This window comes from Roseomonas fluvialis (assembly GCF_022846615.1).
GTDB lineage: Bacteria > Pseudomonadota > Alphaproteobacteria > Acetobacterales > Acetobacteraceae > Neoroseomonas > Neoroseomonas fluvialis.
In genome coordinates this window covers 5178256-5205183 of the sequence record NZ_AP025637.1, presented here as the reverse complement: position 1 = coordinate 5205183, position 26928 = coordinate 5178256, and the positions used below count along the sequence as shown (strand labels likewise).

Sequence of the window (26928 nt, the reverse complement as noted above, 5' to 3'; positions counted from 1 at the left end):
GGCTCAGACCGACCAGTCCATATCGGGATCGAGCGGCCAGATCGGCCGCGGCACGGCGCGCCAGGGCACGCGGTCGAGCATCACCGTGGTGAGGCCGGGCACATCCACCTCGATGATGCGGTCCGGGGTGAAGTGCTCGTCGAAGCCGGCGCGGAAATGCCCGCGCGACTTCACCACCAGCGATCGCAGCGCGGCGATGTCGACGCCCAGCGCCTCCAGCATCGCGGGCTCGCACAACTGCCGGCGCTGCGTCGCCACCGCCACCAGCATGCCGCCGATGCGCAGCAGCGCCATCGGGCCCATGTCGATCTCGCGCCCGGCATAGATGCCGCGGCGGCCGATGATGCGCCCGTCATGCAGCGCGGCCACCTCCGCCTCAGCCTCGAAGCCATGCGAGAAGTGGTTGGTCTCCAGCCGGTTGAAATGGGCCAGGAAACGCGCGCCGGGACCGAGCAGATACGCCTCGGCCGCCAGTTCCGGATCGTTGAAGACGCCCAGGCACGCGCCGCGTACGCCGGCCTCGTGGAAGGCCTCGAGGATCCACACCGTGTTGCCGCGCCCGCCGCCACCGGGGTTGTCGGCCACGTCCGCGAACAGCAGCGGTGCGGCGCGCGAATCACCGCCCACCTGCTTCGCCCGGCGGACCGCCTCGGCCAGCGGTGTCAGCCGCGCCACCCAACGCCCGCGCGACGACCAGATGAAGCGCGCGACCTCCTCCGCCGCCGCCTGCGCGCGCGCCGCATCGGTGCGCGTGGTCACCACCACCGAAAGCCCGGCCTTGGGCGTATCCCCCAACGAGAAGCCGGAGGAGATCGACACGTTCATCACCTCGTGGTCCAGCAGGCCCTGCCCGAAGGCGATGGCATCCGCATAGGGCCCCGCATCGGTATTCTGGCTGGTGGCGGGTGGGATCATCGGCAGCTTCACGAAGCCGCGGCGTGGGCGCATCCCGCCCAGCATGGCGCGCATCGCCGCTGCCGCCTCGGCACCGCGTTCGGCCATGTCGACATGCGGGTTGGTCACGAAGGCCACCAGCACATCGGCATGGTCCACCATGGCGCGCGAGACATTGGCATGCAGGTCGAGTGTCGCGATCACCGGCACGTCCGGCCCGACCACCGCGCGCACCCGCGCCAGCAGCACGCCGTCGGGGTCGACCTCGACCGTGGCGGACGCGGCGCCGTGCAGCGACAGGAACACGCCATCGACAGGCATGGCCGCGCGCAACCGCGCCTCCATGGCATGCAGCAGTCCATCGAAGGCGTCCTGCTCCATCGGGCCGGAGGCACCGGCGGCGGCTGCCACCAGTGGCACCGACACCCAGGTGCGCCCGGCCTCCATGGCACGCATGAAGCCGGTCAACGCCGTGGGCGCGCGCGGGGCGGGGCGCGCCAGGTCGGCGGCCAGCGCCTTGCCTTCCAGCCAGCAGCTCGCCTCGAACTCGGCACGCGTGGCCACCGGCGCGTGGCCGTTGCTCTCGAGCATGAAGGCACCGAGCGCGATGCGCGGGGTGCGGGTCATTCCTCCAGCGCCCGCGCCGGTGCCGCCGGGTGCGGCGGGCCTTGTTCCACCACCAGCTTCTGGTGCGGGTACGGGATCTCGATGCCGAGTTCGTCGAAGCGGCGCTTGACGCGGCGGTTGAGTTCACGCGCCACCGCCCAGCGCTGGGAGGGTTCGGTCTTGAAGCGGACGCGGATGATCACGCCCGAATCGCCCAGCCGCTCCACGCCCATCACATCCAGGTCGTCGCGGATCGCCGTGCGCCACTTCGCGTCCTCGCGCATCTCCGCGGCCACGTCGCGCAGCACGTCGGTCACGCGGTCGGTGTCCTCGCCATAGCCCACGTTCACGTCCATCACCGCGAAGCCGAAGTCGCGCGTCATGTTGGTCACGGTGGTCACGGCGCTGAACGGGATGATGTGCAGGCTGCCATCCACCGCGCGCAGCTTGATGGAGCGGATCGACAGCTGCTCCACCACGCCCGACAGCCCGCCCACCTGCACCACGTCGCCCACCGCCAGCGCGTCCTCGAACAGCAGGAAGATGCCGGTGATGATGTCGCGCACCAGCGTCTGGGACCCGAAGCCGATCGCAATGCCGACCACGCCCGCGCCGGCGATCAGCGGCGCCACGTTCACGCCGATCTCGGTCAGTATGATGAAGGCGGTGATCAGCACGATGGTCACCATCAGCGCGGTGCGCAGCATGGGCAGCAGCGTGCGCACGCGGGCGGACCGCGCTGCCTTGGCATCGCGCGACAGCCCGACCAGGTGGCGCTGGATGGCGGCATTCGCTGCCTCCCACGCCGTCATGGCCGCCAGCAGCGTGAAGCCCATCGACGCGAGCGACCCGACCAGCCGGTTGCCCAGCTTGCCCTGCCCGAACCAATCGAAGGCATCGAGGCCCCATGCCTCGAGCAGGAGGAGCAGCGCGAGCCCGCCGATGAAGACCGAAAATGTCCCCTTGAGGATCGGCAGGTAGCGGTTCGCCCGCGCCTCCAGCCCCGGGTAGCGCCGCGCGAGATCCGGCGTGATGCGGAAGGCGCGCGCCAGCATGCGGCGCATCGCCACGTCCGCGAGCTTCGCCGCGCCCAGCACCAGCAGCGTGAGCAGCGACACGCGCGACAGCCGCCAGAAGCCGCCCTGAACCTCGAGCGCCCAGACGCCCCAGGCGGCGATCAGCCAGGCGATGGCGATGATGTGCCAGATGTCGGCCAGCCGGTCGCGCAGTGCGCGCAGCATGCGCCGCGGGGCCTCGGCCATGGTGCTGTCGGGCAGGTCCGGCGCGCGCAGCGCATCCGACACCGCGCCGCGGTTCTGCAGGATGACGATGATGAGGAACAGCGTCACCAGCAGCAGGCAGACCCGCAGGATGGAATCATACGCGTTCCAGGGCAGGCCGAACTGCAGCCCGGCCTCGGCGGTCGCGTAGCCGACCACCAGCACGAAGGTGATGCGCCGCAGCCAGACCGTGATGTAGGCCGCGGTCTCGTCCGCCACCGGCAGCAGCCGCAGCATGGGCGAAGCCGGCGAGAGCAGCATGCGCGACGCCACCATCACTGCGCGCGACGCCATGTAGGCGTTGTTCACCGTCAGCATGACCAGTTCGGTGGTGGGCAGCGGCTGCACCAGCCCGATCCCGCCATAGGAGACGATGGCGAAGGCCCCGATCGGCAGCAGGTCGAGGCACAGCCGCGCGATCACCAGCGGGATCTTGCGCAGCCAGGAGAACATCTCGCCTTCCGCCGGTGCGCGGGAATCGAGCGCATCGCGCGCGCGCCGCAGCAGCCGCACCGCGATCCATTCCGCGACCAGGCCCAGGCCCAGCACCATGAACAGCTTCCATGCCGCGTCCATGATGCGGAACTGCGTGACCGGGTCGCGCGCCATGGCGGATAGCCAGGAGACCATCGACGGGAGGTCGGCGATGGTCTGCACCGCCACCACCAGCTGCTCGGACAGTGCCGAGAGCCGCTGCGACGCGCCCTGTAGCAACTGCGCGCCGAGCGTGTTTGGCGCGAGGATCGTGGGTTCCTCCGGCGCTGCGGGCGGTGCGGCCGGCGCCGGCGTGGCGGCCGCGGCCCCGGTGCCACCGGCGGCCGACAGCCCCTGCAGAGTCCGGATCAGGTCCGCCCGGCGGGCATCATCCTGCAGCAGGCGCAGCAGGCGCTCGGCCTCGGAGGCGGGCACGGCGGCCTCGGCCGCGGGCGCGGGCGGCGGCGATGCGGGCTGCGCGGCCGGTGTGGCCGCGCGCGGCGGGGCTGCCTGGCGCGCCGCGGCCGGTGGTGCAGCCGGGGCGCCCGGGCGGGGAGCGGCATCGGCCGGGCGCGGCGGCGCGGCGGCCGGGCGCGCGGGGGCAGGGGGAGGGGGCGGCGCGGGCACCGCCTCGGTGGCGCTGGGCGCGGTCTCGGCCGGCGGCAATGGCTCGGGCGCTTCCACCGGCACGGTCTGGGCGGCCAACAGCCCGCCCAGGCCCAGCACGAGCAGACACGAAAGCGCGAGGATCTGGCGTCGGAACCCGGTCATGCCGGCAGGGACCCCATCCGGGCGGGCCGGGTCAAGTCGCCGCCCCCGGTGGACGGATGCCCCCGGCCGGCGCAGCATTGCGGTGCAGCATGATACACGCCCCTTCCGTCTGGACCGTGATGTTCGCCCTTCTGGGGACGCATCTGGCCGGCATGGGCGTGTTCCTCGCGGTGCCCGTGCTGGCCCCGGCGATAGCGGCGGAAGTGGGCATTCCTGCGGCACTGGCCGGGGTGCATACGGCGCTGGTCTATGGCGGGGCGCTGGTGTCGGGGCCGCTCGCGGGGGCCTTCATCCGGCGCTATGGCGGCATCCGGGTGCTGCAGGCGGGCCTGGTGGTCTGCGGCGCCGCGGTGGCGGTGGCGGCGCTGGGACATCCGGTCGCGCTGGCGGCCTCGGCGCTGCTGGGTGGCCTGGGGCATGGGCCGGTCACGCCGGCGGGCAGCCACCTGCTGGCACAGAAGGCGCCGCCCAACCGGCGCGCGCTGATCTTCAGCCTGAAGCAATGCGGCGTGCCGGCGGGGGCCATGCTGATCGCCGCCGCCACGCCGGCCATCGCGGCGGCATGGGGCTGGCGGGCAGGGGTGCTGGCGGTGGCGGCGTTCCTGGCGGTCTCGGCGCTGGTGCTCCAGCCGCTGCGCGCCGCCCTCGATGCCGAACGGGACCGGACGGCCGCGATCGGCAGCCTGGGCGCGGCCTGGGCGGCGGCACTGGGCAGCCTGGGCATCCTGCGCGACGTACCGGTGCTGCGGCGCATGACGCTGATGTCGGCGCTCTATGGCGTTTCGCAGTTCTGCTTTTCCTCCTTCTTCGTGGTGTTCCAGGTCGAAGCCCTGGGCGTGCCGCTGACAGAAGCCGGGCTGCGCCTGGCCATGGCGCAGGCCGCGGGCGTCGCTGGGCGCATCCTGTGGGGCCTGGTGGCGGACCGGGTGGGGGCCGGACCCGTGCTGACCGGCCTAGGGGTCGGCGCGGCGGCTTCCGGCGCGGCGTTGCTACTGGCCGGGCCGGACTGGCCGGGGCTGTTGCTGACGCTGGCGGGCATGGGCATGGGCGCGACCGCAATCGGCTGGAACGGCGTGTTCCTGGCCGAGACGGCGCGCCTCGCACCCGCCGGCCAGGTCGGCGCCGCGACGGCGGCGGCGGGCTTCGTATTCGGCGCGTGCATGCTGGTGGGCCCGCCGGCCTTCACCGCGCTGGTCCAGGCCTCGGGCGGCTATGCACTGGGCTTCGGGCTATGCGTCGGGACCGCCCTGTTGGGCGCAGTGCTGATCCGCGGCGGCGGGGGTGTTGCGAAGCGCTGAATCGGGGTTAGGTGGCGGGCATGACCACGGTCCTCACCATCCTGGTCGGCATCGCCATGCTGGCGACGGTCGGCGTGCTGCTCGCGGGCATCCTGGGCATGGCCGGGGGCAGCGGCGATTCTGGCCGCGCCCAGCGGCTGATGCGCTGGCGCATCGGGCTGCAATTCCTGGCCCTGGGGCTCTTCGCGATCCTGCTGACCTTGCTGAAACGCTAGGGCCAGCCTTGCCGCGGCAGGGCTCGCCCCGTATTTTCCGCCCGCATCGCCCTTGCCACCTGCGCGGCCCGCCGCGCCAACACCCCCGCGCGGCACGCCGCGCCAACACCACCGAAAGGCACACGGTCGCGCCATGAAGGTCCTCGTCCCCGTCAAGCGGGTGGTCGACTACAATGTGAAGGTCCGCGTGAAGGCGGACGGCACCGGCGTCGAGACGGCGAACGTCAAGATGTCGATGAACCCCTTCGACGAGATCGCGGTCGAGGAAGCCGTGCGCCTCAAGGAAAAGGGCGTGGCTACCGAGATCGTGGCGATCTCCGCCGGCCCGACCGCGGCGCAGGAACAGATCCGTACCGCGCTCGCCATGGGGGCCGACCGCGGCATCCTGGTCGAACATGACGGCGTGCTGGAACCGCTCGCCGTCGCCAAGATCCTGAAGGCGATCGTGGCCAAGGAGGACCCCGCGCTGGTCATCCTGGGCAAGCAGGCGATCGACGACGACATGAACGCCACCGGACAGATGCTGGCCGCGCTGCTCGGCTGGGGCCAGGGCACCTTCGCGTCCAAGATCGAGAAGGACGGCGACACCCTGAAGGTGACGCGCGAAGTCGATGGCGGGCTCGAGACCGTGTCGCTGAAGCTTCCGGCGATCGTGACCACCGACCTGCGGCTGAACGAACCGCGCTACGCGTCGCTGCCGAACATCATGAAGGCGCGCAAGAAGCCGATCGAGACGGTGAAGCCGGCCGACCTCGGCGTGGACGTGACCCCGCGCCTGACCGTGCTGAAGGTCGAGGAACCGGCCAAGCGCCAGGCCGGCCGCAAGGTGGGGTCGGTCGAGGAACTTGTCGCGATGCTGCGCACCGAAGCGAAGGTGATCTGACCATGACCGTCCTGATCCTGGCCGACCACAAGGACGGCGCCGTCTCACAGCCCACCCGCAGCACCGTCGCGGCGGCCGCGTCGCTGGGCGAGGTGCATGTGCTTGTCACCGGCGATGGCGCCGCCGCCGGCGCAGCCGCCGCAGCGAAGATGCCCGGCGTGGCGAAGGTGCTGACCGGCGCCGAGGGCCCCGTGCTGGCCGAACCGCTCGCGGCACTGCTGGTGGCGCTGGCGCCTGGCTATTCGCACCTGCTCGCCCCCGCCTCCGCTGCCGGCAAGAACGTGATGCCGCGCGTCGCCGCGCTGCTGGACGTGCAGATCCTGTCGGACATCGCCGGCGTGGTGGATGCCGACACCTTCGTGCGCCCGATCTATGCCGGCAACGCGATGGCCACGGTGAAGTCGTCCGACGCGACGAAGGTGATCACCGTGCGCGCCGCATCCTTCGACCCCGTCCCCGCCGAGGGCGGGTCTGCGGCGATCGAGGCCGCGCCCGCCGCCGCCGATCCGGGGCTGTCCACGTTCCTGGGCTCCGAGATCGTGAAGTCGGAGCGGCCGGAACTCACCGCGGCGCGCATCGTCATCTCCGGTGGCCGCGCCATGGCGTCGGCCGAGAACTTCGCCATCATCGAGAAGGTCGCCGACAAGCTCGGCGCGGCGGTCGGCGCGTCGCGCGCCGCGGTCGATGCCGGCTACGCGCCCAACGACATGCAGGTCGGCCAGACCGGCAAGATCGTCGCGCCGGACCTCTACATTGCGGTCGGCATCTCGGGCGCCATCCAGCACCTGGCCGGCATGAAGGACAGCAAGGTCATCGTCGCCATCAACAAGGACGAGGAAGCGCCGATCTTCCAAGTGGCGGATTACGGCCTGGTGGCGGACCTGTTCAAGGCCGTGCCGGAACTCGAAGCGGAACTGGCCAAGGGCTGACCGGCACGGGGCGCCCCTCGGGGCGCCCTTCTTCTTTCCAACGAGGACACGGACATGGCGGAGATCAAGACCCTCGGCGTCATCGGCGCCGGGCTGATGGGCAATGGCATCGCGCATGTCGCGGCGCAGTCGGGCCTGTCAGTCGTGCTGATGGATGTGAGCCAGCCCGCGCTCGACAAGGCGCTGGCGACCATGTCCGGCAACATGGACCGGCAGGTGAAGAAGGGCCTGCTGACCGCCGAGGACAAGGCCGCCGCGCTGGGGCGCATCACCACCGCCACCACCAACGACGCCTTCGCCGGCTGTGACATGGTGATCGAGGCGGCGACCGAGAACGAGGCGATCAAGGTCAAGATCTTCGCCGCGCTCTGCCCGATCCTGAAGCCCGAGGCGATCCTGGCGTCGAACACGTCATCCATCCCGATCACGCGCCTGGCGGCCGCCACCGACCGCCCCGCGCGCTTCATCGGCATGCACTTCTTCAACCCCGTGCCGATGATGAAGCTGGTCGAGATCATCCGCGGCCTGGCCACCGATGACGCTACCGCCGCCGCCGTGACGGCGCTGGCCGAACGCATGGGCAAGGTGGCGGTACCCGCCGGCGACTGGCCGGGCTTCGTGGTCAACCGCATCCTGTGCCCCATGCTCAACGAGGCGATCCAGGCGCTGATGGAAGGCGTGGGGGATGTGCGCGCCATCGATGACGGGCTGAAGCTTGGCGCGAACCACCCGATGGGGCCGCTCGAGCTCGCGGATTTCGTGGGCCTCGATACGCTGCTGAGCGTGATGAAGGTGCTGCGCGAAGGGCTGGGCGACCCGAAGTACCGGCCATCGCCGCTGCTCGCGAAGTATGTCGAAGCCGGCTGGCTCGGGCGGAAATCGGGGCGTGGCTTCTACGATTATTCCACCACGCCGCCGACGCCCACCCGCTGAGCGTGCAGCCTCCGCGGCCCGCGATGCGAGCCGGGAGCGCACGGCGCAACCGCGCCCAGGATTGTAGTCCTGCCGGGCGCGCCGGTGCATGGCGCGCAGCCGCGCCGCCTGAGGCGGCGCCCGGCTACTGAAGGCTTACGGCGCCGCCGTCAGCACCAGCTCGCCGACGCCCAGCGCGATGTTCAGGCCGGTATTGCCCTCGACGCTGACCGGCTGCAGTGCAATGCCGCGGTCGCTGCCGCCCACGAGCACATTCGCGCCCACGCCCACCCCGGCCGTCGCACCCGCCGAGACACCCGCATAGGTGCCCGCCAGCGCGCCGGGGCGCGTATCGCCCGAGCTGCCCAGCACGCCCCACAGCATCACCGCCGCGCCGGTGAAGCCGATATCGACGCCGAAGCGGCGGATTTCGCCGGTGTAGCGCTCGGGATTGCCGCGCGCCGGGGAGAACAGGCAGGTCACCTGGCGTGTCGAGCCGAAGATGAAGCTGGTGCCGGCAGCGACGTCGCAGCGCAACGAGCCGATGCTCACGCGCCCGGTCTGCTGCGCGGCCTGGCCGCCGGTGGGGCTCGGTGTGCCGGGGGCCGGGGTCTGCGCCATGGCGGGCGCCGCGGCGATCGCGCCGGCGAGAATGGCGGCGAGGCGAAGACGGGTCGATGACATGGACATGGCTCCTTGTGCAGAGGGCGGCTGAAAACCTGCCCCGCCTTGGCGCAACGCGTCAGCCGCGTCATGGTTTCGCCCGTCCCGGGAACTTGTGAGGCACCGCCATGACCCCCATCACGCCACCTGCGCGTATCGCCTTCATCGGCATGGGGGTGATGGGTGCGGCCATGGCCGCCAATATCCTGCGGGCCGGCTTCGCGCTGACGGTCGCGACACGCAGCCGCGCCAAGGCCGAACCGCTGGTCGCCGCCGGCGCGCAATGGGCCGCGAACGCCGCCGATGCCGCCGATGGCGCAGACTGTGTCTGCCTGTGCGTGCCCGATACGCCCGATGTCGAGGCGGTGCTGTTCGGCGAGAACGGCGTGATCGAGGGCGCGGCACCTGGCACCGTGGTAATCGACTTCTCGACCATCGCGGCCGCCGCCTCGGCCGCCTTCGCCGCGCGCATGGCGGATCGCGGGATCGTACTGCTGGACAGCCCGGTCTCGGGCGGGCCGCAGGGGGCAATCGATGGCACCCTCACCTGCATGGTGGGCGGTGCCGATGCCGGTTTTTCGGCTGCGCGGGCGGTGTTCGACGCGGTGGGCAAGACCATCACGCTGCTGGGTCCCGCCGGCTCCGGGCAGGTCTGCAAATCGGCCAACCAGCTGATCATCGTGAGTGCGATGCAGGCCGCGGCCGAAGCGCTCGCCATGGGCCGCAAGGCCGGGCTCGACCCCATGCTGATGCGCCAGGCGCTGCTGGGCGGTTCGGCCCGGTCCTTCGTGCTCGAGAACCACGCAAAGCGCATGCTCGACCGCAACTTCAAGCCGGGCTTCCGCGCTGAGTTGATGCGCAAGGACATGCGCCTGGCACTCGGTGCGGTGCGGGACAATGGCGTGTTCGCCCCGGCCACCGCGCTCGCCGCGCAGATGATGGAGGCGGTGGTGAATTCGGGGCGCGGTGGCGACGACTGCGCGAGCCTCGGTGCGCTGGTGGCGGAGCTGTCGGGCCTGAAGGACTGACCGGTGGAGCAGGCGGGCACGCTGCGGGCACGGCTGCACCACCTGTATTACGGCACGGCGCAGGACGCCTGCCGCTTCCGCTATGGCGTGCTCGCCTTCGATATCGCGACCATGGGCTTCGTCGTCGTCACGTCGTTCCTGCCGCGTTCACCGGTGGTCGAGGCGATCGACGTGCTGATCGGCCTGGTCCTGGTCGCGGAATTCGCCGCGCGCCTGGCCGGCAGCCGGATGCCCTGGCGGGAGGCGCTGCGCCCGGCATCGATCGCCGACGTCATCGCCATCGCGTCCTTCCTCGCGCCGCTGGCTGGTGAAGGGGCGGGCTTCCTGCGCGTGGTGCGCACGCTGCGGCTGATCCATTCCTATCGCATGCTGGGCACGCTGAGGCAGGACTTCGCCTTCTTCCGCCAGCACGAGGAAGCCATCCTGTGTGCGACGCACCTTTCGGTGTTCATCTTCATCATGACAGCGGTGGTCTACGAGACCCAGCACGGCAGCAACCCGCATATCGGCAACTACGCCGATGCGCTGTATTTCACCGTCACCGCGCTGACCACGACCGGCTTCGGGGACATCACGCTGCCCGGCACCACGGGGCGGATGATCTCGGTCGTCATCATGATCGCCGGCGTCACGCTGTTCCTGCGCCTGGCGCAGGCGCTGTTCCGGCCGTCCAAGGTGCGCTTCGCCTGCCCCACCTGCGGGCTGCAGCGCCACGAACCGGATGCGGTCCACTGCAAGGCCTGCGGCACGCGGCTGAACATCCCGGACGAGGGGCGCTTCTGACTCACGCCGCCGCCATCGCGCGCAGCGCCGCCGCCGTCTCGCCATCGGCGGGAAAGAACGTCTCGAGCGAGAGTTCCGAGAGCATCACGTCGGTCGCCGTACCGAACACCGTCATGGTGCCGATCAGCGCAAGCTCGCCGCCCGGCACGCGCAGGCGCAGCGGTGTCGCGATCAGCGCGCGTTCGCGCTCGGCCAGGCCGGGTGGCGGGTCCTGCCCGGCCGGGTAGCGCGCCATCTCCTCCATCAGCGCCAGCAGCACGGGATCGCCGGAGGCATCCGCGTCCCGCCGCAGGCGGTCGAGGATGTGCGTCTTCCAGGCGCGCAGGTTGACGATGCGCGGCGCGAGCCCGTCCGGATGCAGGCTGAGCCGCAGCAGGTTCACCGGCGGGCTCGCCAGCACCGGCGCCACGCCATCCATCAGCCGCAGCGCGACGCGGTTCGCGGCCACCAGCGTCCAGTGCCGGTCCACCGCCAGCGCCGGATAGGGTTCGTGGCCATCGAGGATCAGGCGCACCGCGTCCATCGCTGGGCGCAGCGCCGGGTCGTCGATGGCGCGCTCGGCGTATTCCGGCGCATGGCCGGCCGCGACCAGCAGCGCGTTGCGCGCGCGCAGCGGAACCGCAAGCCGTTCGGCGAGGCGCAGCACCATTTCGCGGCTCGGTCGCGCGCGGCCGGATTCCACGAAGGACAGGTGTCGCTGCGAGACCTCGGCCTCGAGCGCGAGGTCGAGCTGGCTGCGCCGGCGGCGGGTGCGCCATTCGCGCAGCAGGGGTCCGAAGGCGGTCATGGGCGCATCCTGCCATGGCGCACGGCGTCACGACGATGACCCGCGAGGTAATCGCATCATCGCGCGCCGCAGGCCATGTCCCGGCAAGCCGCAACCCCGCGGTCATGCCCGGAGAGACAGCCATGACGACGATCCCCACCGGCGGCCTGCTGCGCATCGCGCTCGGCCTCGATGCCGTGATGAGCGGCGCGACCGCGCTCGCGCTTGTCGCCGCCTCGGGCGCCATCGCCGCGATCACGTCGCTGCCGGCGCCGCTGCTGCTCGCCTGCGGCGTGCTGTTCCTGCCCTACACCGCGTTGCTGGCCTGGGGCCTGACGCGGGAGAGCCTGCCGCGCTGGCTGGTCTGGGTGCTCGCGGTGGGCAACGCCGTCTGGGCGGTGGACTGCGCGGTGCTGCCGCTGCTTGGCCTGGTGTCGCCGAACGGTTGGGGCATCGCCTTCCTGGCGGCGCAGGCGGTCGCGGTCGCGGTGTTCGCGCAGATGTACCTCACGGCACTGCGGCGTGCGGCGCGCGCGGCCTGACGAATCAGAACCGCGGCATCAGCAGACCGCCATCGACCGGGAAGGAATGCCCGGTCGAGAACGGCATGGCACCTGCCGCCAGCGTCGCGATGGCGCCGCCGATGTCCTCCGGTTCGCCCCAGCGTGGAATGGGCGTGAGGCCGCCTTCGATCTGCGCGGCGTAGCTGTCCCAGACCTCGCGCGTCATGTCCGTGCGGATCATGCCCGGCTGGATGTCGTAGGTGTTGATGCCGTGCCGCGCCAGGCGCAGCGCGAACAGCTTCGCGATCATCGTGACACCCGCCTTCGACACGCAGTATTCCGCGCGATTCAACGACGCCATCACGCTGTTGACCGAGGAGACGAAGCACAGCGAACGATGCCCGCGCACCGGCGCGCCATCCGCGATCATGCGCTTCGCGACCGCCTGGGACAGAAAGAAGACGCCGCGCGCGTTGATGTCCAGCAGCCGGTCCCAGGACTCCGGCGTGGTCTCCAGCATGTCCTGCCGCTTGCGCACCTGCACGCCCGCGATGTTCGCCAGACATTCGATGCCCCCGAACGCCGCCCATGCGGCATCGACCAGCGCGCCATGCGCATCGACGTCGCCGACATCGGCGGACAGGAAGGAGAAGCCGGCGCCGGCATCGCGCACGAGCGCGCGGGTCTCGTCCACGCCGTCCTCGCTGATGTCGGCGCCCACGATGTCGAAGCCCTTCCGTGCGAGGGCCACGCAGGTCGCGCGGCCGATGCCGCGCCGCGCGCCGGTGACGAGGGCGGCTGGCTTCATGGGGCGGATCCTCCGGCGTGTGGGGCCCCGGAAACACGAGGCCCGCTCCACCTTCCGGCGGAGCGGGCCTGTCGCCGTTGACCGGCGCCGTTTCCTGGACGTTGCCCCGAACTGAGCGCCGCGATGTGACAGTGTGTTAAGGGTCGGGTCAACGGGGTAGGTGTGCGGTGCAACATGGTTAACGGAGCCCCGATGCGGATCCTGGTCGTCAATTCCAACACCACGCCGTCGGTCACCGATCGCATCGGCGCCGCGGCGCGCGCGGTGGCCTCGTCCGGTACCGAAATCACCGCGGTCAGTGCCCCCTTCGGCCTGCCGCTGATCGTCACGCGCGCGGATTGGCTCGCGGCGGGGCCGGCCACGCTGGCGGCGCTGGCGCAGCATCGCGGCCGCTACGACGCCGCGGTGATCGCCTGCTTCGGCGACCCGGGCCTCGATGCCGCGAAGGAGTTGCTCGACGTGCCGGTGCTCGGCATCAGCGAGGCCGCCTTCCATGCGGCGTCCATGCTCGGTCGACGCTTCGGCGTGGTGTCCTTCACCGCGGCCCTGCGCCCGATGTTCGAGGAATGCCTGGCGCATCACGGCCTGGCCTCACGCTGCGCCGGCTTCCGCATGGGCCCGGCCTTCAGCGGCGACCCCGGCACCGTGGCGGAGGACCGGCTCGACCTGCTGGCGGCGCTGTGCGCCGAAAGCGCGGAGCAGGACGGGGCGGAGTGCATCATCCTGGCCGGCGGTCCGCTCGCGGGCGTCGCGCCGCTGCTGCAGCCGCGCGTGGCGGTGCCGCTGGTGGATGGCACACAGGCCGCGGTGCGGCTTGCGGAAGCGATGGCGGGGCTGATGCCGCGCCACCCGCGCGCGCATCGCGCCCGCACGCTGACCGGTTTCGCACCGGAGGTGGCGGGGCTCTACGGCGCCTGACGCGGCCTGCGGACTGCGCCGGAGACACCATGCGGTGGAGCACCCCGTCGCGGGTCCCGAATGTCGGGTGCGGACGAAGCCGGGCGCGCTGCTCGTGGGGCTGATGCGGGGTGCGGGCCTCAGCCCTCACCCGGCCCCGCCATCGACACGCGGGTGATCGCCCACTGGACCGAGGCCTCGCCGTCTTCGGCCGTCAGCACCACCTGCTGGGACCGGCGCGGCTCGCCGCCGATATACACGCTCTCCTCGAGCGACACGCGCGCGCCCTTGGCGCGCAGCTTCCAGCCGATGCCGGAGGGCAGGCGCAGCAGCGCCGCGCTTTCGTCCTGCAGTAGGGACGCGACGACACCCGGATGCAGGTGGAAGCGCAGCGTGAACGGCCGCACCGTGCCGTCGCCGCCGACCTCGACCATGTCCTCGCCGCGCAAATCGTCGCCGGATTCCGCCAAATACAGCCGCCGGCGATGCAGCGCGCCGAAGGCGCGGCGCCACCCGTCATGGCTCGCTTCCAGCCACTGCGCGCCGGCCGATTCATGGCGTGCCGTCTCGACCTGTTCGGGCCGGCGGCCCAGGCCCTCGGGGCGCAGTTCCGCCGAGTTGGTGTCGGACAGGATCAGCGTGGAATGCGCCGCTGTGGCGCGCAACGCGTCGCGCCAGGCTTCCTCGGCCGCCGGGGCGGCGCCGCAATTCACGATCAGCCGGTCGCGCCCGACCGACATCTCGAAGGCCAGCGTGCCGGCATGGGCGAAGCGGTCCGCCCCCGCCGGTAGCCCGCCCTCGGAGGCCGCGGCGGCGGCACGCCCGGCTGGCGGCGCGCCGGTATCGGCGATGATCAGCGTGCGGCCGGCCTGCAGGCGCTGGAAGCCGGTCTCGGGCAGGTCGAAGGGTGCGCGGCCGCGTGCCTGGCCCTGCGTCAGCACCAGGTCGATCAGCGCGGAGGATTCGTCCCGCGTGCCGTTGAAGAGCGCGAGCCCACCATCGCCGTGCCGGAACAGCCGCAGCGCGGGTGCGGCGCGATCCAGCAGCGCGGCCAGATGCGGCGGGGGTTCGACGCCCGCGCCATGCATCAAGTTCCTGATCTCGATCAGGTCCTGCAGCGCGAGCAGCTGCATCGCGGGCGAGCGTTCGACATGCCCGCCATCGGGGTGGAACTGGCGGTCGATCTCGGCCGGCAGGAAGCGCGCGGCGCGCTGCAGGTAGGCGTCTTCCTCGAGCGCGATCGCCGCCGCCATCGCGCCCTTCAGGGCGGCGAGCGCGCCACGGTGCTCGGCCTCGGCCGGCAGGGCGGCGGACAGGTCGCGCGCATCCTGCGCCATGCGCGTCATCACCGCGCGGCGGAACTGGTCCTCGGCGGTCGCGGCGAAGAAATCCCAATGGCCGAGCCAGGCGGACAGGCGCGCGCCCATAACCTCGGGCGCGTCGGCCACCGCTTCCTCGGCGCCGCGGGTGAGCCAATCCGCCGTCAGCGCGCGTGCATGCAGCCGCGCCGCGTCGGTGCCCAGCGCGCGCAGGTCGCGCATCCAGGCGAAGCCATGCGCGGCGGCGCGCCAGGTGGGCGAGCCCGAGGCCACGTCCCACCCCTCCGCGCCGCCCAGGCCGATGCGCAGCGGGCGGGCGGTGCCGGCGGTTTCGAATTCCCCGCGCAGCAGCCGCGCGCCGCGCGCGGCATCGCCGGGCCAGAGGTCCCTGAAGGCGCGGGCCGGCGCTTCCGGCACCCGGACCGGGCGCAGCCGCGCCAGCTTTTGCCGCGCGCCGCGCAGGATGTTGATCATGCGGCGGCCCGCCGTGGGCTGCGCAGCCCGGCGATCGCGGCGGCGTAGTCCGGCTGGCCGAACACCGCGGTGCCCGCGACCAGAACGTCGGCACCCGCCGCGATGCAGTCGGGCGCGGTCTGCGCGGTGACGCCGCCATCGACCTGCAGGCGGATGTCGCGGCCCGAGGCATCGATCATGCGGCGCAGCATCGCGATCTTGGCCAGCTGCGACTGCAGGAAGGACTGCCCGCCGAAGCCCGGGTTCACCGACATCACCAGGATCAGGTCGGTGATGTCGAGGACATGGGCCACGGATTCGACCGGCGTGGCGGGGTTCAGCACCACGCCCGACTTCTTGCCCAGCGCGCGGATGGTCTGCAGCGACCGGTGCAGATGCGGCCCGGCTTCCGGATGCAGCGAGATGATGTCCGCGCCTGCGTCCGCGAAGGCGGCCAGGTAGGGGTCGGCGGGGGCGATCATCAGGTGGACGTCGAAGGGGATGGCGGCGTGGCGGCGCAGCGCCTTCACCACGACGGGGCCGAACGAAATGTTGGGCACGAAATGCCCATCCATGATGTCGAGGTGCAGCCAGTCGGCGCCGGCGCGCGCGACCGCGGCGGCTTCCTCGCCCAGGCGGGCGAAGTCGGCGGCGAGCAGCGAGGGGGCGATCAGCGGCGCGGGCACGGGTGGGTTGTAGCGGTTTGTGACGAAGGGGGACAATATCGTGCCCGCCGGGCAGAGAGTCTGTGCTTCGCCCTCAAGCGCCGGGCGGCCGCATCCGCGGCCTTGGCTGCGCGCCGTGCACTGGTGCGCCCGGGCCGGCGTGCGGTCTGGGCGCGGTCGCGACTTGCGCTCCCGGATCGCGGCAGGGCCGCAATCCGCAGGGCGTGCAGGGGGTGGGGGTGGTGCCGACGTGTGGATGGGGTCGGTGCGGTGGCGCTTGGCATCAGCGCAGCCGCCAGTAGCGGCGGTTGCCGCCGGCCCTTCGGATGGCGCGGGCGAGGGTTCCGAACAGGCCGATGGGGGCCTGGTGGCGCAGATTCAGCGCGGCGACGACCTTGGATTGTATGGTTTCGGACAAAACCGGGTCGGGCAGCCAGCGGGTCGCGGCGGGCATGGCGGCGGCCACGCGCAAGCGCTTGGCGAGCAGCAGCATCGACAGCGTGACGACGCGCGAGATGCGCCGCCAGGCACGGGCGATGCGCCAGGCGAGGGCACGCCAGGGATCATCCCGGTCGGCTGTGGCGACCTGGTGGAGCAGCAAGTTCATGTGGCCGAAGGCCGCCCAGCGGCGCAGGGCGCGGGAGGCGGTGTCGGCGCGGCCGAGATGCTCGGGGAGGTCCTTCCAGGGGCCGGCGGAACAGGCGACCCAGAAGATGGCGTCCAGCGTGCGGCGACGGTCCTGCGGGGGGCGGCCGGGGCGGCCCTCAGTGGGCGGCAGGTAGCGGTCGAGGAGGGTGAATTCGTCGTCGGTCAGGGGGCGGAAGGGGTGGGGGGCGACAGCGGCGGGCATGGGCGGGCTCGACGAAAGGAACCCAATCACGATATATGAAAAGATTCCTTTTTTCAAGTGTGACGTGGACGCATGTGCGGCGCGGCGCGCCGGGTCAGCCGCCAGGCCGCCGCGCGAAGGCCAGGCCGACCCCCAGCGCCATCATCGCCGCACCCGAGGCCTCGCGCAGCCTCCGCACCAATGCGGGGCGCGCCGCCGCCCCGCTGCGCAGCCGGCCGGCGCCGAAGGCCACGCCGACATCCACCAGCGTGTTCAACACGACCGACAGGAAGCCGAGCACGACGAACTGCAGCGCGACCGACCCCGCCGCGGGGTCCACGAATTGCGGCACGAAGGCCAGGAAGAAGGCCGCGGTCTTGGGGTTCAGGGCTTCCACGACCATGCCCTCGCGGAAGGCGCGACGGGGGCCGATCGGCGGGGCGGCGGCTGCTCCGGGAGCCGCGTCGCGCCGCGCCGCGCGGATCGTGCGCAGCCCGATCCAAACCAGGTAAACCGCGCCGACCAGCTTCAGCGCGGCGAACAGCTCTGCGCTCGCGAGCACGATGGCCGAGACGCCGAGCGCGCCGGCCAGCACGTGCACCATGCCCCCGATGCCGGTCCCGAAGGAGGAGGCGATGCCCTCCGCGCGTCCGCCCGCCAGGGTACGGGCCGCGACGTAGAAAATGCCCGGGCCGGGCGTGAGGGCCAGCAGCAGCGCGGCGGCGAGGAACAGGGCGAGCTGTGTGGTGTCGGGCATGGAGGGGCCTTAGCGCGGCCGGGGATCGAGCCCAAGCGCTGCGGCGATGCCGCGCGGGCTCCGATACGCGCGGAAGGGTGCGAGGGTCTGTCTGGACCCGGGGCGGCGCTCCACCCGCCACCCGCGCCCCCTGCGGATCGTGCGCCGCACGATCCGGGAGCGCGGCTGCGCGACCGCGCCCACACCAACAGTGTTCCCCGGCGCAGCTGTGCACGGCGCGCAAGCCTAGCCGGCGGATGCCGGCCGCCCGGCGCCCGAGGGCAAAAAGACACTCGGATCGCGGCCCTGCCGCGATCCGGGAGCGCACAGCGCGACCGCGCCCAACCCATCAGCCGCGCCGGGTGCACCAGTCCACGGCGCGCAAGCCAAGCCGGCGGATGCCGGCGCCCGGCGCCTGAGGGCAAAAAGACACTCGGATCGCGGCCCTGCCGCGATCCGGGAGCGCACAGCGCGACCGCGCCCAACCCATCAGCCGCGCCGGGTGCACCAGTCCACGGCGCGCAAGCCAAGCCGGCGGATGCCGGCGCCCGGCGCCTGAGGGCAAACTAAAGCGGCAAGGCCGTCGTGCTCTTCACCCGCTCCATCGCAAATCGCGACGTCACCTTGCGCAGGGACGGCACATCCGCCGTCAGCCGCCGGTAGAAGGTGTCGAAGGCGGCCATGTCGGGCACCACCACGCGCAGCAGGTAGTCGACGTCGCCGCCCAGGCGCCAGCACTCCACGATCTCGGGCAGCTTCGCCACGGTCGCGGCGAAGCGCTCGATCCAGGCGGCCGAATGGTCCCCGGTCTCGATCGCCACGAAGACCGACACACCCAGGCCGACCTTCTCCGGGTCCAGCAGCACGACGCGGCCGGTGATGACACCCTCCTGCTCCATGCGGCGGATGCGCTTCCAGCAGGGGGTGGGGGTGAGGCCGACCTCCTTCGCGATGTCGGCGAGCGACAGGGCGGCATCCTTCTGGATCAGGCGCAGGATGGCGCGGTCGGTGTGGTCCGGTTCAAATTTACGGCTCACGGGCAAGACCTTGGCTGGTTCCTGTTCTTCGATAGTAGAAAAATCTTTCTCTTGCAAGGTATCGGCGCATCGGGAGAACAGTCTTCCATTATCCTATGGGACCCGCCGTCATGACCACGCTTCGCCGAGACCTGCTGGTGAGCGCCACCCTGCTCGCGATGCCCGCCCTGCCGCGCGGCGCCGGCGCAGTGGGCACCGCCTGGTCGCCCGACCGGCTGCTTCGCGTGGTGATCCCGGTGGCGCCGGGCGGAAGCCTGGATATCCTGGGGCGCCTGCTGGCGCGGCACCTCGCGCCGCGCATCGGCCAGCCCGTGGTGGCCGAGAACCTGCCCGGCGCGGGCAGCAACATCGCGTTCGAGGCGGTGGCCCGCGCCCGCCCGGACGGTCTCACGCTGCTGGTCGGGTCGGACCCGCTGACCATCAACCCGGCCGTGTATCCGCGCGTGGGCTTCGACCCCGTGCGGGACTTCGCGCCGGTGATCGAGGCGGTGCGCGCGCCGCAGGTGCTGGTGGTCAACCCGGCCTCGCCGGTGACGGACCTGGCGGGGTTCATCGGCTGGGCGCGGGAGACGCAGGGGCGGATGACGGTGGCCTCGCAGGGCAACGGGTCGATCGGCCACCTGGCGCAGGCGATCTTCGCGCAGGCGGCGGGCGTCGGCTTCACCCATGTGCCCTACCGCGGCGGCGGGCCGGCGGTGCTGGACGTGGTGGGCGGCCATGTCGACGCGCTGTTCGTCACCCTGCCCGCGGCGATCGAGCATATCCGCGGCGGGCGGCTGCGCGCGATCGCCGTGACCAGTGCGCAGCGCAGCCCGGCGCTGCCCGTGGTGCCGACGGTGGCCGAGGCAGGCTTCCCCGGCTTCGACGTGGTGACCTGGCAGGGAATCCTGGTGCCGGCCGGCACGCCGGGGCCGGCGGTGGCGCGCCTCGCCGCTGAACTCGCGGCGGTGCTGGCCCTGCCGGAGGTGGCGGACGACCTGGCCCGCCAGGGCTTCACCGTGACCGCCCAAGGCCCCGACCGCTTCGCTGCCCTGGTGCGGGAGGAGGCGGCGCGCTGGCCGGAGGTGGTGCGTCGCGCAGGGGCGCGCCTTGAATGACGCGCAGGGGCGCGCCTTGAATGATGTGCAGGGGCGAATGATGTGCAGGGGCGCGGGTGACATGACGCGGCGGGCATCGCGCGCAGCCCGGCGCCCCGCACGCGGTACAAGCATGCGTCGGCGGGGCTGGACCCGCGCAGCCGGGCCCCGTGCATGCCGGCATCGTGCATGACGCGCCGGCGGCGCGCGGCATGACCGCCGCGAGCGCGACTCCCGCGGCGGCGCCTCCGCCGCGATCCGGCTGGACAGGCCAGCACCGGGCATGATGAAGCGGGCGCATGACGCCGCGACGTTCCCTCCTGGCCTCGGCGTTGCTCGGCGCCTGCGCCGCGCCGGTGCCGGCCCCGCTGCTGCCCGTGCCTGCGCCGGGCGGCATCGCGGTGGCGGCGGAGGCCTGGCACACCGACCTTTGCCTGCCCGCCGGGTTGCTGCGGGCCGGCCCGCTCGCGCCCTTTGCCGGGGCGGCACCGGCCGCCCAGGGCTTCGCCTTCGGCTTCGGCCTGGACTCCTGGATGCGCGCCGACCGGCCCAGCCTGGCCGAGGTGCTCGGCGCCGTCTCGGGCGGGCCGGCGGTGGTGTCGGTGCGCGCCACGCCGGGCCCCCTGCCGCCCGGTGCGGAGGACAGCGTGGCGTTGCGCCTGCCGCGAGGCGGGGCGGAGGCGATCGCCGCCTTCATCCTCGGCAGCATCGCGACGCCGCCGGTCGCCGCACCGCCCGGTGGGTCCTGGCTACTGCTGCCGGCGCGGCGCGGCTACACGCTCGGCTTCACCTGCAACACCTGGGTGATGGAGGCCCTGGCCGCGGCGGGCCTGCCGGTTCCGGTCGCCGGGATCCGCCTGCGCGGGGAGGCGATGGCGGCGCTGCGGGACGAGGCGCGGCGCCAGGCGGCGGCGCAGCCCGTCTCCTCGCCCGGCGGCGTGACCTGACGCGGCACGCCCGGTTCGCGCCGTGTGCGCAATGTCACCGTTCCGCCATGGTGGAATGCTTCAGATGCAACCGTGGACGGTGTGGAACGCTCTCCCCGCAGCCCGACGCCTTGGATTCGCGAAGTCATGTCCATCCGCCGAGACCTGTTGATGCGCACGTCGCTGCTGCGGCTGCCCGACCTCGCCGCGCTTCGCGCTGCGGCGGTTGTCAGCGGCCGGCCGGCGGTGCTGGCGCCGGTGGTGGCCGCGCGGCAGGCGCCGCCCCCGCGGCGCCGACCGGCCCGCAAGGCGGCAACGCCGGCGCAGGCCTGACCGGAGAGCACGGATTGGCCTTTGCGGGCGGCCGTTTCGGCGTTTCCGCGCCGGCGCGGTGCGAGCCGGCGTTCAGGTCCCGATGGGACGGAAACGCCTGATCGGGTGCCACTGCTCGCGTAATGGGCCCGGATCACGCTGCGTTGTCCGCCGGCCCGCGAAACGCCGGATCGGGCGGCATCAGCAGGTCGGGTGACGAGGCCTGCGGGAACGCTCCGGTCGAGCCGCTCAACCGCGCCAGCGCGGAGCGCCATCGCGGCGGGCGCGCCGCACCGCGCGCGCCGACCCGCCCGGCGCCGCCGCGGGCTGCGTCAGAAGCCCAGCCATTCGAAGAAACTGCGGCGGCGGGGCTGCACCACCGGGGTCTCGCCGATATTGCCGTCGCGGCCCAGCGCGGCGTTCTCGCGCAGGCGCTCAGCCTCCCGCCGCGGGTCGACCGGCGTGCCGGGGGGCGGCGGGTCGCGCCAGAAGATCAGCCGGTCGGTCAGCGCCCGGTTGGGCTGATCCAGGCGCAGGCTCTCCTCGTCGACTCGGCGACGAATATCGTCCGGGGCGTCGGGGCCGGCGCGCTGCAGCAACGCGGTCTCGCCCACCGTGCTGCGCTGGTTCGGTGCGCGCCGCGGGTCGTCGAGCGACAGGCCGGGCACCAGCAGGGCCTCGGCCTGGTTGCGCGCGCTGCGTTCCTGCGGCCGCGGGGAGCCCGGGCGCGGCGTGGGCAACGAGGTCATGTCGGGCGGCATGGACAGCGGCGCGCGGGTGGTCACCTGGAATTCGTCCGGTGCATCGCGCACCAGGCCGAGCGATCGGGTGGTGTTCGGCCCGCAGGCCGCGACTGCCAGTGCCGCCGCGGCGGCCAGGACGGGGGTGTGGCGCATCCTCATGGCCCCTCCTTAGGCCCGGGCTTGGGCCGGAACAAGGCATCCGCGACCAGCGCCAGCACGCCGCAGACGATGGCGGCATCCGCCACGTTGAACACATACCAGTGCCAGCCCCAGGCATGGGTGTCCACGAAATCGACAACGGCCCCGAAACGGATGCGGTCGATCACATTGCCGATGGCACCCCCCACCACGGCGCCGAGCGCGACCGCGGTGAGCCGGTTCTCGGCCCGCGCCATCCAGCGCAGCAGGAAGGCGGCGATCGCCGCCGCCAGCGCCGCGAGGACGATGTGGTTCCAGGCCCCCTCGCCCGACAGCAGGCCGAAGGTCACGCCACGGTTCCAGACCATGGTCAGGTCCAGGCCGAAGGGGCCGGCCTCCAGCAGCGGGATGTGGCCGACCTCGGGCAGGCGCGCGACCTCGAGGATCCACCACTTGCTGACCTGGTCCGCGACCAGGATGCCGGCCGCGATGGGCAGGCCGAGACGCAGGCTCATGCGGGCTTCCCCGGCAACAGCGCATAGGCGGCGGCCGCGGCGAACAGGAGCAACGCGCCGGCGATGATGGCGACATCCGCCAGGTTGAACACGAAGCGCACCTGCGGGCCCGTATGCACGACCAGGTAGTCCACCACGGCGCCGACCCGTGCCCGGTCGATGATGTTCGACGCCGCACCGCCGACCACGGCGCCGCGCGCCACGTTCAGCAGGATGCGCCGCGACCGCACCATGCGCACCAGCACGACCGAGGCGATGGCGGCCGCAAGCACGATGACCAGCAGGCGGCTGTCGGCCTCGGGCAGCACCATGCCGAAGACGATCCCGGGATTGTAGACCAGCGTGGCACCGAGGCCGAGGCCGCCCAGTTCGGCAATCGGGGCGTAGCCGTTCTCGGGCATGGCGCCGGACGAGGCCCAGGCCTTCAGCGCCTGGTCGAGCGCGAGGGTGGCGGCGGCGACCGCGAGGCCGGCGGGGAGGCTCATGCGCCGGTGCGGCCGCCGTGCCGCGGGTGGGGTGACGGGGTCAGTTGTCTTGGCGAGGCGGGGGCTCCGCCCCCACACCCCCGCCGGGGTGACAGTGTCACCCCGGACCCCGCCGTCACGTCAGGGACTCCACGGCGTCGGTGCAGCGCAGGCAGAGCGTGGGGTGCTTCGCGCTGGTGCCGACCTCGGGCAATACGCGCCAGCAGCGGGCGCATTTCGTGCCGGGGGCCGGGTGGAACACCGCCTTCGCGGCCGGTGCCTCGGCACCCGCAACGCCACCTTCGGCGCTTTCGTCGAGCAGCGTGAAATCGGACACGATGCAGACCTCGGCCCAGAGGTCCGGCGTCAGCAGCGCATGATCCTGGCCCGGTGCGAACAGGGTGGGCTTGGCCTGCAGGCTCGATCCGATCGTGCCGGCGGCGCGCGCCTTCTCGAGCTCGGCCGTCACCACCGCGCGCAATTCGCGCACGCGCGACCACTTCGCGGCCAGCGCATCGTCCTTCCACCCCTCCGGCACGAAGACGAAGTCGAGCAGATGCACGCTGCCGTCGTCGCTTTCCGCCGCCCCCGCCCCGGCCCCGAACCGCGCCAGCCAGGCTTCCTCCGCCGTGAACACCAGCACCGGCGCCAGCCACTTGCACAGGCAGCGATGCAATACGTCCAGCACCGTGCGCGCGGCACGCCGGCGCAGGCTGTCGGCGCGGTCGCAGTACAACGCGTCCTTGCGGATATCGAAGTAGAAGGCCGAAAGGTCGGTTGCGCAGAAGGCGTGGATCTCGGGGTACACGCCGGACCAGTCATGCGTCGCCACCGCCTGGCGCACGCGCGCATCGATCTCGGTCAGGCGATGCAGCACCCAGCGTTCGAGTTCCGGCAGTTCGGCATAGGGCACCGTCTCGGCCTCGGTGAAGCCGTCCAGGCTGCCCAGCAGCCAGCGCAGCGTGTTGCGGATGCGCCGGTACAGTTCCGCCTGTTGCTTCAGGATCTCGGGGCCGATGCGCAGGTCGAGCGCGGTGTCGGAATTCATCACCCACAGGCGCAGGATGTCGGCGCCGTACTGCTTCATCACGTCCTGCGGCGCGGTGACGTTGCCGAGCGACTTCGACATCTTGCGCCCCTGCTCGTCGAGCACGAAGCCATGCGTCAGCACCGCCTTGAAGGGTGCCACGCCATTGGTGCCGACCGATTCCAGCAGGGACGAATGGAACCAGCCGCGATGCTGGTCCGACCCTTCCAGGTAGAGGTCCGCCGGGAAATGCAGCCCGCGCGGCGGCAGCACGAAGGCGTGGGTGGACCCGCTCTCGAACCACACGTCGACGATGTCCATGACCTGTTCGTACAGCGCAGGGTCGCGGTCGGGGCCGAGGAAGCGCGCGGCGGCGCCGGGCTTGTACCAGGCGTCGGCGCCTTCGGTGCGGAAGGCCTCGACCACGCGCGCGATGATGGCGGGGTCGCGCAGCGGTTCGCCGGATTGCTTGGAGACGAACACCGGGATCGGCACGCCCCAGGCGCGCTGGCGGGAGATACACCAGTCCGGCCGCGCGGCGATCATGGAATCAAGCCGGTTGCGCCCGGCCTCGGGCACGAAATGCGTCCTGGCGATCGCCTCGCGCGCCTTCTCGCGGATGGTCCCCTCATCCTGCGCGGCACCCGTCGCGACCGGCTGGTCCATCGCGATGAACCACTGCGGCGTCGCGCGGAAGATCACCGGCTTCTTCGACCGCCAGGAATGCGGGTAGGAGTGCGTCAGCTTCCCCGTCGCCGCCAGTGTGCCGGCCGCGCGCATCGCCTCGTAGACGGCGGTATGCGCCTTGAACACATGCAGGCCGGTGAAGCCCGGCGCATGCTGCGTGAAGGTGCCGTCGTCGTTGACGGTCTCGGGGATCGGCAGGCCGAATTGCCGGCCGAGGTTGAAGTCGTCCTCGCCATGGCCTGGCGCGATGTGCACGAAGCCGGTGCCAGCTTCGGTCGTGACGAAATCGCCGGGTAGCAATGGGACCGAAAAGCCGTAGCCTCCGTTGGCGGGTTCCCAATCCCTCAGCGGATGGCGGCAGAGAGTGCCGTCGAGGTCTGAACCCTTGATGATGCGCTGTATCGTGTGCGCCGCGAGCCCAGCGTCCTTCGAAAAAGTCGGTAGCAGCGCAAGCGCTACGATCAGGCGCTCGCCAACACGCAGAAGCGATCCCTCGCTCACCCCTTCCACATGCACGATCGCGTAGTCGATATCTGGTCCGTAGGCGACAGCGCGATTTCCGGGGATCGTCCAGGGCGTGGTCGTCCAAATTACGACACTCGCACCGATTAGCTGGTCCACATCGAGCGTTAGGCTTGGTCGACCTTTTCCCCATATCGGGAAGCGCGCCCAAAGCGTCGGGCTGACATGGTCGTGGTATTCGATCTCGGCTTCCGCCAGCGCGGTCTTCTCGACCGGCGACCACATCACCGGCCGCAGCCCGCGATACAGCGACCCGTTCAGCAGGAACTTGCCGATCTCGCCGGCGATCATCGCCTCGCTGTCGAAGTCCATCGTCGCGTAGCGGTTGGCCCAGTCGCCGGCCACGCCCAGGCGCTGGAACTCGTCGCTCTGCACGCCCAGCCAGTGCTGCGCGTAGGCGCGGCACTCGGCGCGGAAATCCAGCACCGGGACGGCATCCTTGTCCTTCCCCTTGGCGCGGTATTCCTCCTCGACCTTCCATTCGATCGGCAGGCCGTGGCAGTCCCAGCCGGGCACGTAGTTCGCGTCATGCCCGGCCATCTGCGACGCGCGGTTGATGACGTCCTTCAGGATCTTGTTCAGCGCGTGCCCGATATGCAGGTTGCCGTTCGCGTAGGGCGGGCCGTCATGCAGGACGAACTGCTCGCGGCCCTTGGACTGCGTGCGCAGCCGGTCCCACACGCCAAGCCGCGCCCAGCGTTCCAGCATGGCGGGCTCGCGCTTCGGCAGGTCGCCCTTCATCGGGAAGGCGGTTTTCGGCAGGAAGACGGTGCCGCGGTAGTCGCGGCCCTCGGTCGGGTTGTCGTTCATCGGTGCCTGTCTCGGTGCGCCGGCGGCGGGCCAGTGCGGTGCCCGTTCCGGGTGTTGGAAATCGCGCGCGGGAGGTCCCGGCCCTCAGACGAGGACCGGGAGAATAATTCGCGCGGGCGCGTTCCAGGCCATCACCGGGTTATGCGGAGCGGCGGCGCGGGGCGTCAAGCGTCGCGTCCCGGGGCCATGCGCAGGTGCGGGCCAGGCGCGCTTCGGCGCGGGGCGTGCCGGCGCGGTCATCGCCGGGGCGGCAGGGCGGTGGCGGTCCCGCCCGGCGCGCCGCGCAGCGCGGCCAGGCAGGCCGCCGCGTCCGGCGTCCCGCCCGGGCCCGCCAGCGCCTGGCAGAGCCGCGGCGCGCGGACGTGCCAGTGTTCCTCGGGTGGCGGTGGCGTGGCGCCGCCGCGGAATCTCCAGTGGCCCGTCGCGTCGCGCGCCGCGCCGGCAGCCAGGCGCGGCCCGCCGGCGCCCAGGTGGCGGGATGCGATCTCCTCCCGCACCGCGTCGGTGGCGGCCGCCCCGGTGCCACCGAACCCGATCGCGACCACCACGCCCGCGCCGGACTCCCTCCGCAGGGTGCGCAGCGCGCCCAGCACTTCGGCGACTTGGTCGACGTCGCGGTTCGTGCAGGATTCCGCTGGGCCGGACGGGTAGTGCAGCACGCCCGCCTGCTCGGCCAGCAGCGCCGCGGCGACCCGGCGCGCCGCCGTCTCGTCGTCCGGCGAACCTGTCAGCAGCACCGCGGCCGCGTCGCCGGTCGTCCAGTCCCGCGGAAGTTCCAGCATCAGCAAGCGGCTGCAGGGCGGCTGCTGCCCCTGCGCCGCCGGCGTCACCCACACCAGGTCGAACAGGACGAAGGGCGTGGCGGGCCGGAGCTGCGCCCAGGCCGCATCCATGCGAAGGGCCAGCGCGGCCATTCCGCACGCCACCATCGCAAGGGAGCACCGCCACATGGGGCGACC

At 72.1% G+C, this 26928-nt stretch carries 27 protein-coding genes; 12 read left to right on the top strand and 15 right to left on the bottom strand.

The genetic code is table 11. The annotated features are described in order from the left end of the window. Positions 1 to 3: 3 nt before the first annotated feature. Together MWM08_RS24950 and MWM08_RS24945 are read right to left on the bottom strand one after the other, a co-directional pair. The gene (locus MWM08_RS24950; RefSeq protein ID WP_244457165.1) at positions 4 to 1521 is read right to left on the bottom strand and encodes a M81 family metallopeptidase; all 1518 of its coding nucleotides are present in this window, start codon (positions 1519 to 1521) and stop codon (positions 4 to 6) included. Beyond that, positions 1518 to 4025 carry a mechanosensitive ion channel family protein gene (locus tag MWM08_RS24945; protein ID WP_244457164.1) on the bottom strand — a complete coding sequence of 836 codons (2508 nt, stop codon included), beginning with the start codon at positions 4023 to 4025 and terminating at the stop codon, positions 1518 to 1520. The genes MWM08_RS24950 and MWM08_RS24945 overlap by 4 nt, the downstream gene beginning before the upstream one ends. Before the next feature lie 89 nt (positions 4026 to 4114). Between MWM08_RS24945 and MWM08_RS24940 the strand changes: the two genes are divergently transcribed. The 5 genes from MWM08_RS24940 (at position 4115) to MWM08_RS24920 (ending at position 8283) form a co-directional block, all read left to right on the top strand. Further along, complete coding sequence (locus MWM08_RS24940) at positions 4115 to 5323, top strand: MFS transporter (protein ID WP_244457163.1); 1209 nt, start codon at positions 4115 to 4117, stop codon at positions 5321 to 5323. A 20-nt stretch (positions 5324 to 5343) separates the two neighbouring features. Then, a complete protein-coding gene (locus MWM08_RS24935; RefSeq protein ID WP_244457162.1) occupies positions 5344 to 5538 on the top strand; it encodes a twin transmembrane helix small protein in 195 nt (64 codons plus the stop codon). A 133-nt stretch (positions 5539 to 5671) separates the two neighbouring features. After that, positions 5672 to 6421 (top strand): electron transfer flavoprotein subunit beta/FixA family protein, encoded by a 750-nt coding sequence (locus MWM08_RS24930; protein WP_244457161.1) that lies wholly within the window; start codon positions 5672 to 5674, stop codon positions 6419 to 6421. Between the two features lie 2 nt (positions 6422 to 6423). Continuing rightward, positions 6424 to 7350, top strand: a complete 927-nt coding sequence (locus MWM08_RS24925) for an electron transfer flavoprotein subunit alpha/FixB family protein (RefSeq protein WP_244457160.1) — start codon at positions 6424 to 6426, stop codon at positions 7348 to 7350. Positions 7351 to 7404: 54 nt separating this feature from the next. Beyond that, the gene (locus tag MWM08_RS24920; protein WP_244457159.1) at positions 7405 to 8283 is read left to right on the top strand and encodes a 3-hydroxybutyryl-CoA dehydrogenase; all 879 of its coding nucleotides are present in this window, start codon (positions 7405 to 7407) and stop codon (positions 8281 to 8283) included. Positions 8284 to 8418: 135 nt separating this feature from the next. Here MWM08_RS24920 and MWM08_RS24915 read toward each other — a convergent pair whose 3' ends face one another. Then, positions 8419 to 8946: a DUF992 domain-containing protein gene (locus MWM08_RS24915; protein WP_244457158.1), complete on the bottom strand. Its 528-nt coding sequence runs from the start codon at positions 8944 to 8946 to the stop codon at positions 8419 to 8421. A gap of 107 nt (positions 8947 to 9053) precedes the next feature. On the opposite strand from MWM08_RS24915, the gene MWM08_RS24910 reads away from it, so the two are divergent. Together MWM08_RS24910 and MWM08_RS24905 are read left to right on the top strand one after the other, a co-directional pair. After that, complete coding sequence (locus MWM08_RS24910; protein ID WP_244457157.1) at positions 9054 to 9953, top strand: NAD(P)-dependent oxidoreductase; 900 nt, start codon at positions 9054 to 9056, stop codon at positions 9951 to 9953. Between the two features lie 3 nt (positions 9954 to 9956). Continuing rightward, on the top strand, positions 9957 to 10736 hold the full coding sequence (locus tag MWM08_RS24905; protein ID WP_244457156.1) for a potassium channel family protein: 780 nt from the start codon (positions 9957 to 9959) through the stop codon (positions 10734 to 10736). 1 nt (position 10737) lies between these two features. Here MWM08_RS24905 and MWM08_RS24900 read toward each other — a convergent pair whose 3' ends face one another. Next, complete coding sequence (locus MWM08_RS24900; protein ID WP_244457155.1) at positions 10738 to 11523, bottom strand: helix-turn-helix transcriptional regulator; 786 nt, start codon at positions 11521 to 11523, stop codon at positions 10738 to 10740. A 122-nt stretch (positions 11524 to 11645) separates the two neighbouring features. On the opposite strand from MWM08_RS24900, the gene MWM08_RS24895 reads away from it, so the two are divergent. Then, entirely contained in the window at positions 11646 to 12044 is a 399-nt protein-coding gene (locus MWM08_RS24895) for a hypothetical protein (protein ID WP_244457154.1), read from the top strand. 4 nt (positions 12045 to 12048) lie between these two features. Here MWM08_RS24895 and MWM08_RS24890 read toward each other — a convergent pair whose 3' ends face one another. Continuing rightward, the gene (locus MWM08_RS24890; protein WP_244457153.1) at positions 12049 to 12813 is read right to left on the bottom strand and encodes a 3-ketoacyl-ACP reductase; all 765 of its coding nucleotides are present in this window, start codon (positions 12811 to 12813) and stop codon (positions 12049 to 12051) included. A gap of 192 nt (positions 12814 to 13005) precedes the next feature. On the opposite strand from MWM08_RS24890, the gene MWM08_RS24885 reads away from it, so the two are divergent. Continuing rightward, the gene (locus MWM08_RS24885) at positions 13006 to 13731 is read left to right on the top strand and encodes an aspartate/glutamate racemase family protein (RefSeq protein ID WP_244457152.1); all 726 of its coding nucleotides are present in this window, start codon (positions 13006 to 13008) and stop codon (positions 13729 to 13731) included. Positions 13732 to 13850: 119 nt separating this feature from the next. Here the strand turns inward: MWM08_RS24885 and MWM08_RS24880 are convergent, their stop codons facing one another. The 5 genes from MWM08_RS24880 to MWM08_RS24860 form a co-directional block, all read right to left on the bottom strand. Continuing rightward, positions 13851 to 15503 carry a heparinase II/III family protein gene (locus tag MWM08_RS24880; RefSeq protein ID WP_244457151.1) on the bottom strand — a complete coding sequence of 551 codons (1653 nt, stop codon included), beginning with the start codon at positions 15501 to 15503 and terminating at the stop codon, positions 13851 to 13853. Beyond that, positions 15500 to 16168, bottom strand: coding sequence for a ribulose-phosphate 3-epimerase (gene rpe, locus MWM08_RS24875; protein WP_244457150.1), 669 nt, complete (start codon positions 16166 to 16168; stop codon positions 15500 to 15502). The genes MWM08_RS24880 and rpe overlap by 4 nt, the downstream gene beginning before the upstream one ends. A 262-nt stretch (positions 16169 to 16430) precedes the next feature. After that, positions 16431 to 16997 (bottom strand): transposase, encoded by a 567-nt coding sequence (locus tag MWM08_RS24870; RefSeq protein WP_244457149.1) that lies wholly within the window; start codon positions 16995 to 16997, stop codon positions 16431 to 16433. A 94-nt stretch (positions 16998 to 17091) separates the two neighbouring features. After that, positions 17092 to 17733, bottom strand: coding sequence for a LysE family translocator (locus tag MWM08_RS24865; RefSeq protein WP_244457148.1), 642 nt, complete (start codon positions 17731 to 17733; stop codon positions 17092 to 17094). A gap of 545 nt (positions 17734 to 18278) precedes the next feature. Further along, complete coding sequence (locus MWM08_RS24860; RefSeq protein ID WP_244457147.1) at positions 18279 to 18749, bottom strand: Lrp/AsnC family transcriptional regulator; 471 nt, start codon at positions 18747 to 18749, stop codon at positions 18279 to 18281. Between the two features lie 110 nt (positions 18750 to 18859). Here MWM08_RS24860 and MWM08_RS24855 point away from each other — a divergent pair, with 110 nt between their 5' ends. The 3 genes from MWM08_RS24855 to MWM08_RS24845 all read left to right on the top strand — a co-directional run bounded on the left by MWM08_RS24855 (position 18860) and on the right by MWM08_RS24845 (position 21084). After that, the gene (locus MWM08_RS24855) at positions 18860 to 19846 is read left to right on the top strand and encodes a Bug family tripartite tricarboxylate transporter substrate binding protein (protein WP_244457146.1); all 987 of its coding nucleotides are present in this window, start codon (positions 18860 to 18862) and stop codon (positions 19844 to 19846) included. Positions 19847 to 20124: 278 nt separating this feature from the next. After that, positions 20125 to 20772: a DUF2459 domain-containing protein gene (locus MWM08_RS24850; protein WP_244457145.1), complete on the top strand. Its 648-nt coding sequence runs from the start codon at positions 20125 to 20127 to the stop codon at positions 20770 to 20772. A gap of 126 nt (positions 20773 to 20898) precedes the next feature. Beyond that, positions 20899 to 21084: a hypothetical protein gene (locus tag MWM08_RS24845; RefSeq protein ID WP_244457144.1), complete on the top strand. Its 186-nt coding sequence runs from the start codon at positions 20899 to 20901 to the stop codon at positions 21082 to 21084. Positions 21085 to 21395: 311 nt separating this feature from the next. Here MWM08_RS24845 and MWM08_RS24840 read toward each other — a convergent pair whose 3' ends face one another. From MWM08_RS24840 to MWM08_RS24820, 5 genes are all read right to left on the bottom strand, one after another. After that, the gene (locus MWM08_RS24840; RefSeq protein WP_244457143.1) at positions 21396 to 21959 is read right to left on the bottom strand and encodes a DUF3035 domain-containing protein; all 564 of its coding nucleotides are present in this window, start codon (positions 21957 to 21959) and stop codon (positions 21396 to 21398) included. Between the two features lie 2 nt (positions 21960 to 21961). Then, the gene (lspA, locus tag MWM08_RS24835; RefSeq protein ID WP_244457142.1) at positions 21962 to 22459 is read right to left on the bottom strand and encodes a signal peptidase II; all 498 of its coding nucleotides are present in this window, start codon (positions 22457 to 22459) and stop codon (positions 21962 to 21964) included. After that, entirely contained in the window at positions 22456 to 22944 is a 489-nt protein-coding gene (locus tag MWM08_RS24830; RefSeq protein WP_244457141.1) for a signal peptidase II, read from the bottom strand. The genes lspA and MWM08_RS24830 overlap by 4 nt, the downstream gene beginning before the upstream one ends. Positions 22945 to 23059: 115 nt before the next feature. Then, positions 23060 to 25969, bottom strand: a complete 2910-nt coding sequence (ileS, locus tag MWM08_RS24825) for an isoleucine--tRNA ligase (RefSeq protein ID WP_244457140.1) — start codon at positions 25967 to 25969, stop codon at positions 23060 to 23062. 236 nt (positions 25970 to 26205) lie between these two features. Further along, complete coding sequence (locus MWM08_RS24820; protein ID WP_244457139.1) at positions 26206 to 26883, bottom strand: hypothetical protein; 678 nt, start codon at positions 26881 to 26883, stop codon at positions 26206 to 26208. Positions 26884 to 26928: the final 45 nt, after the last annotated feature.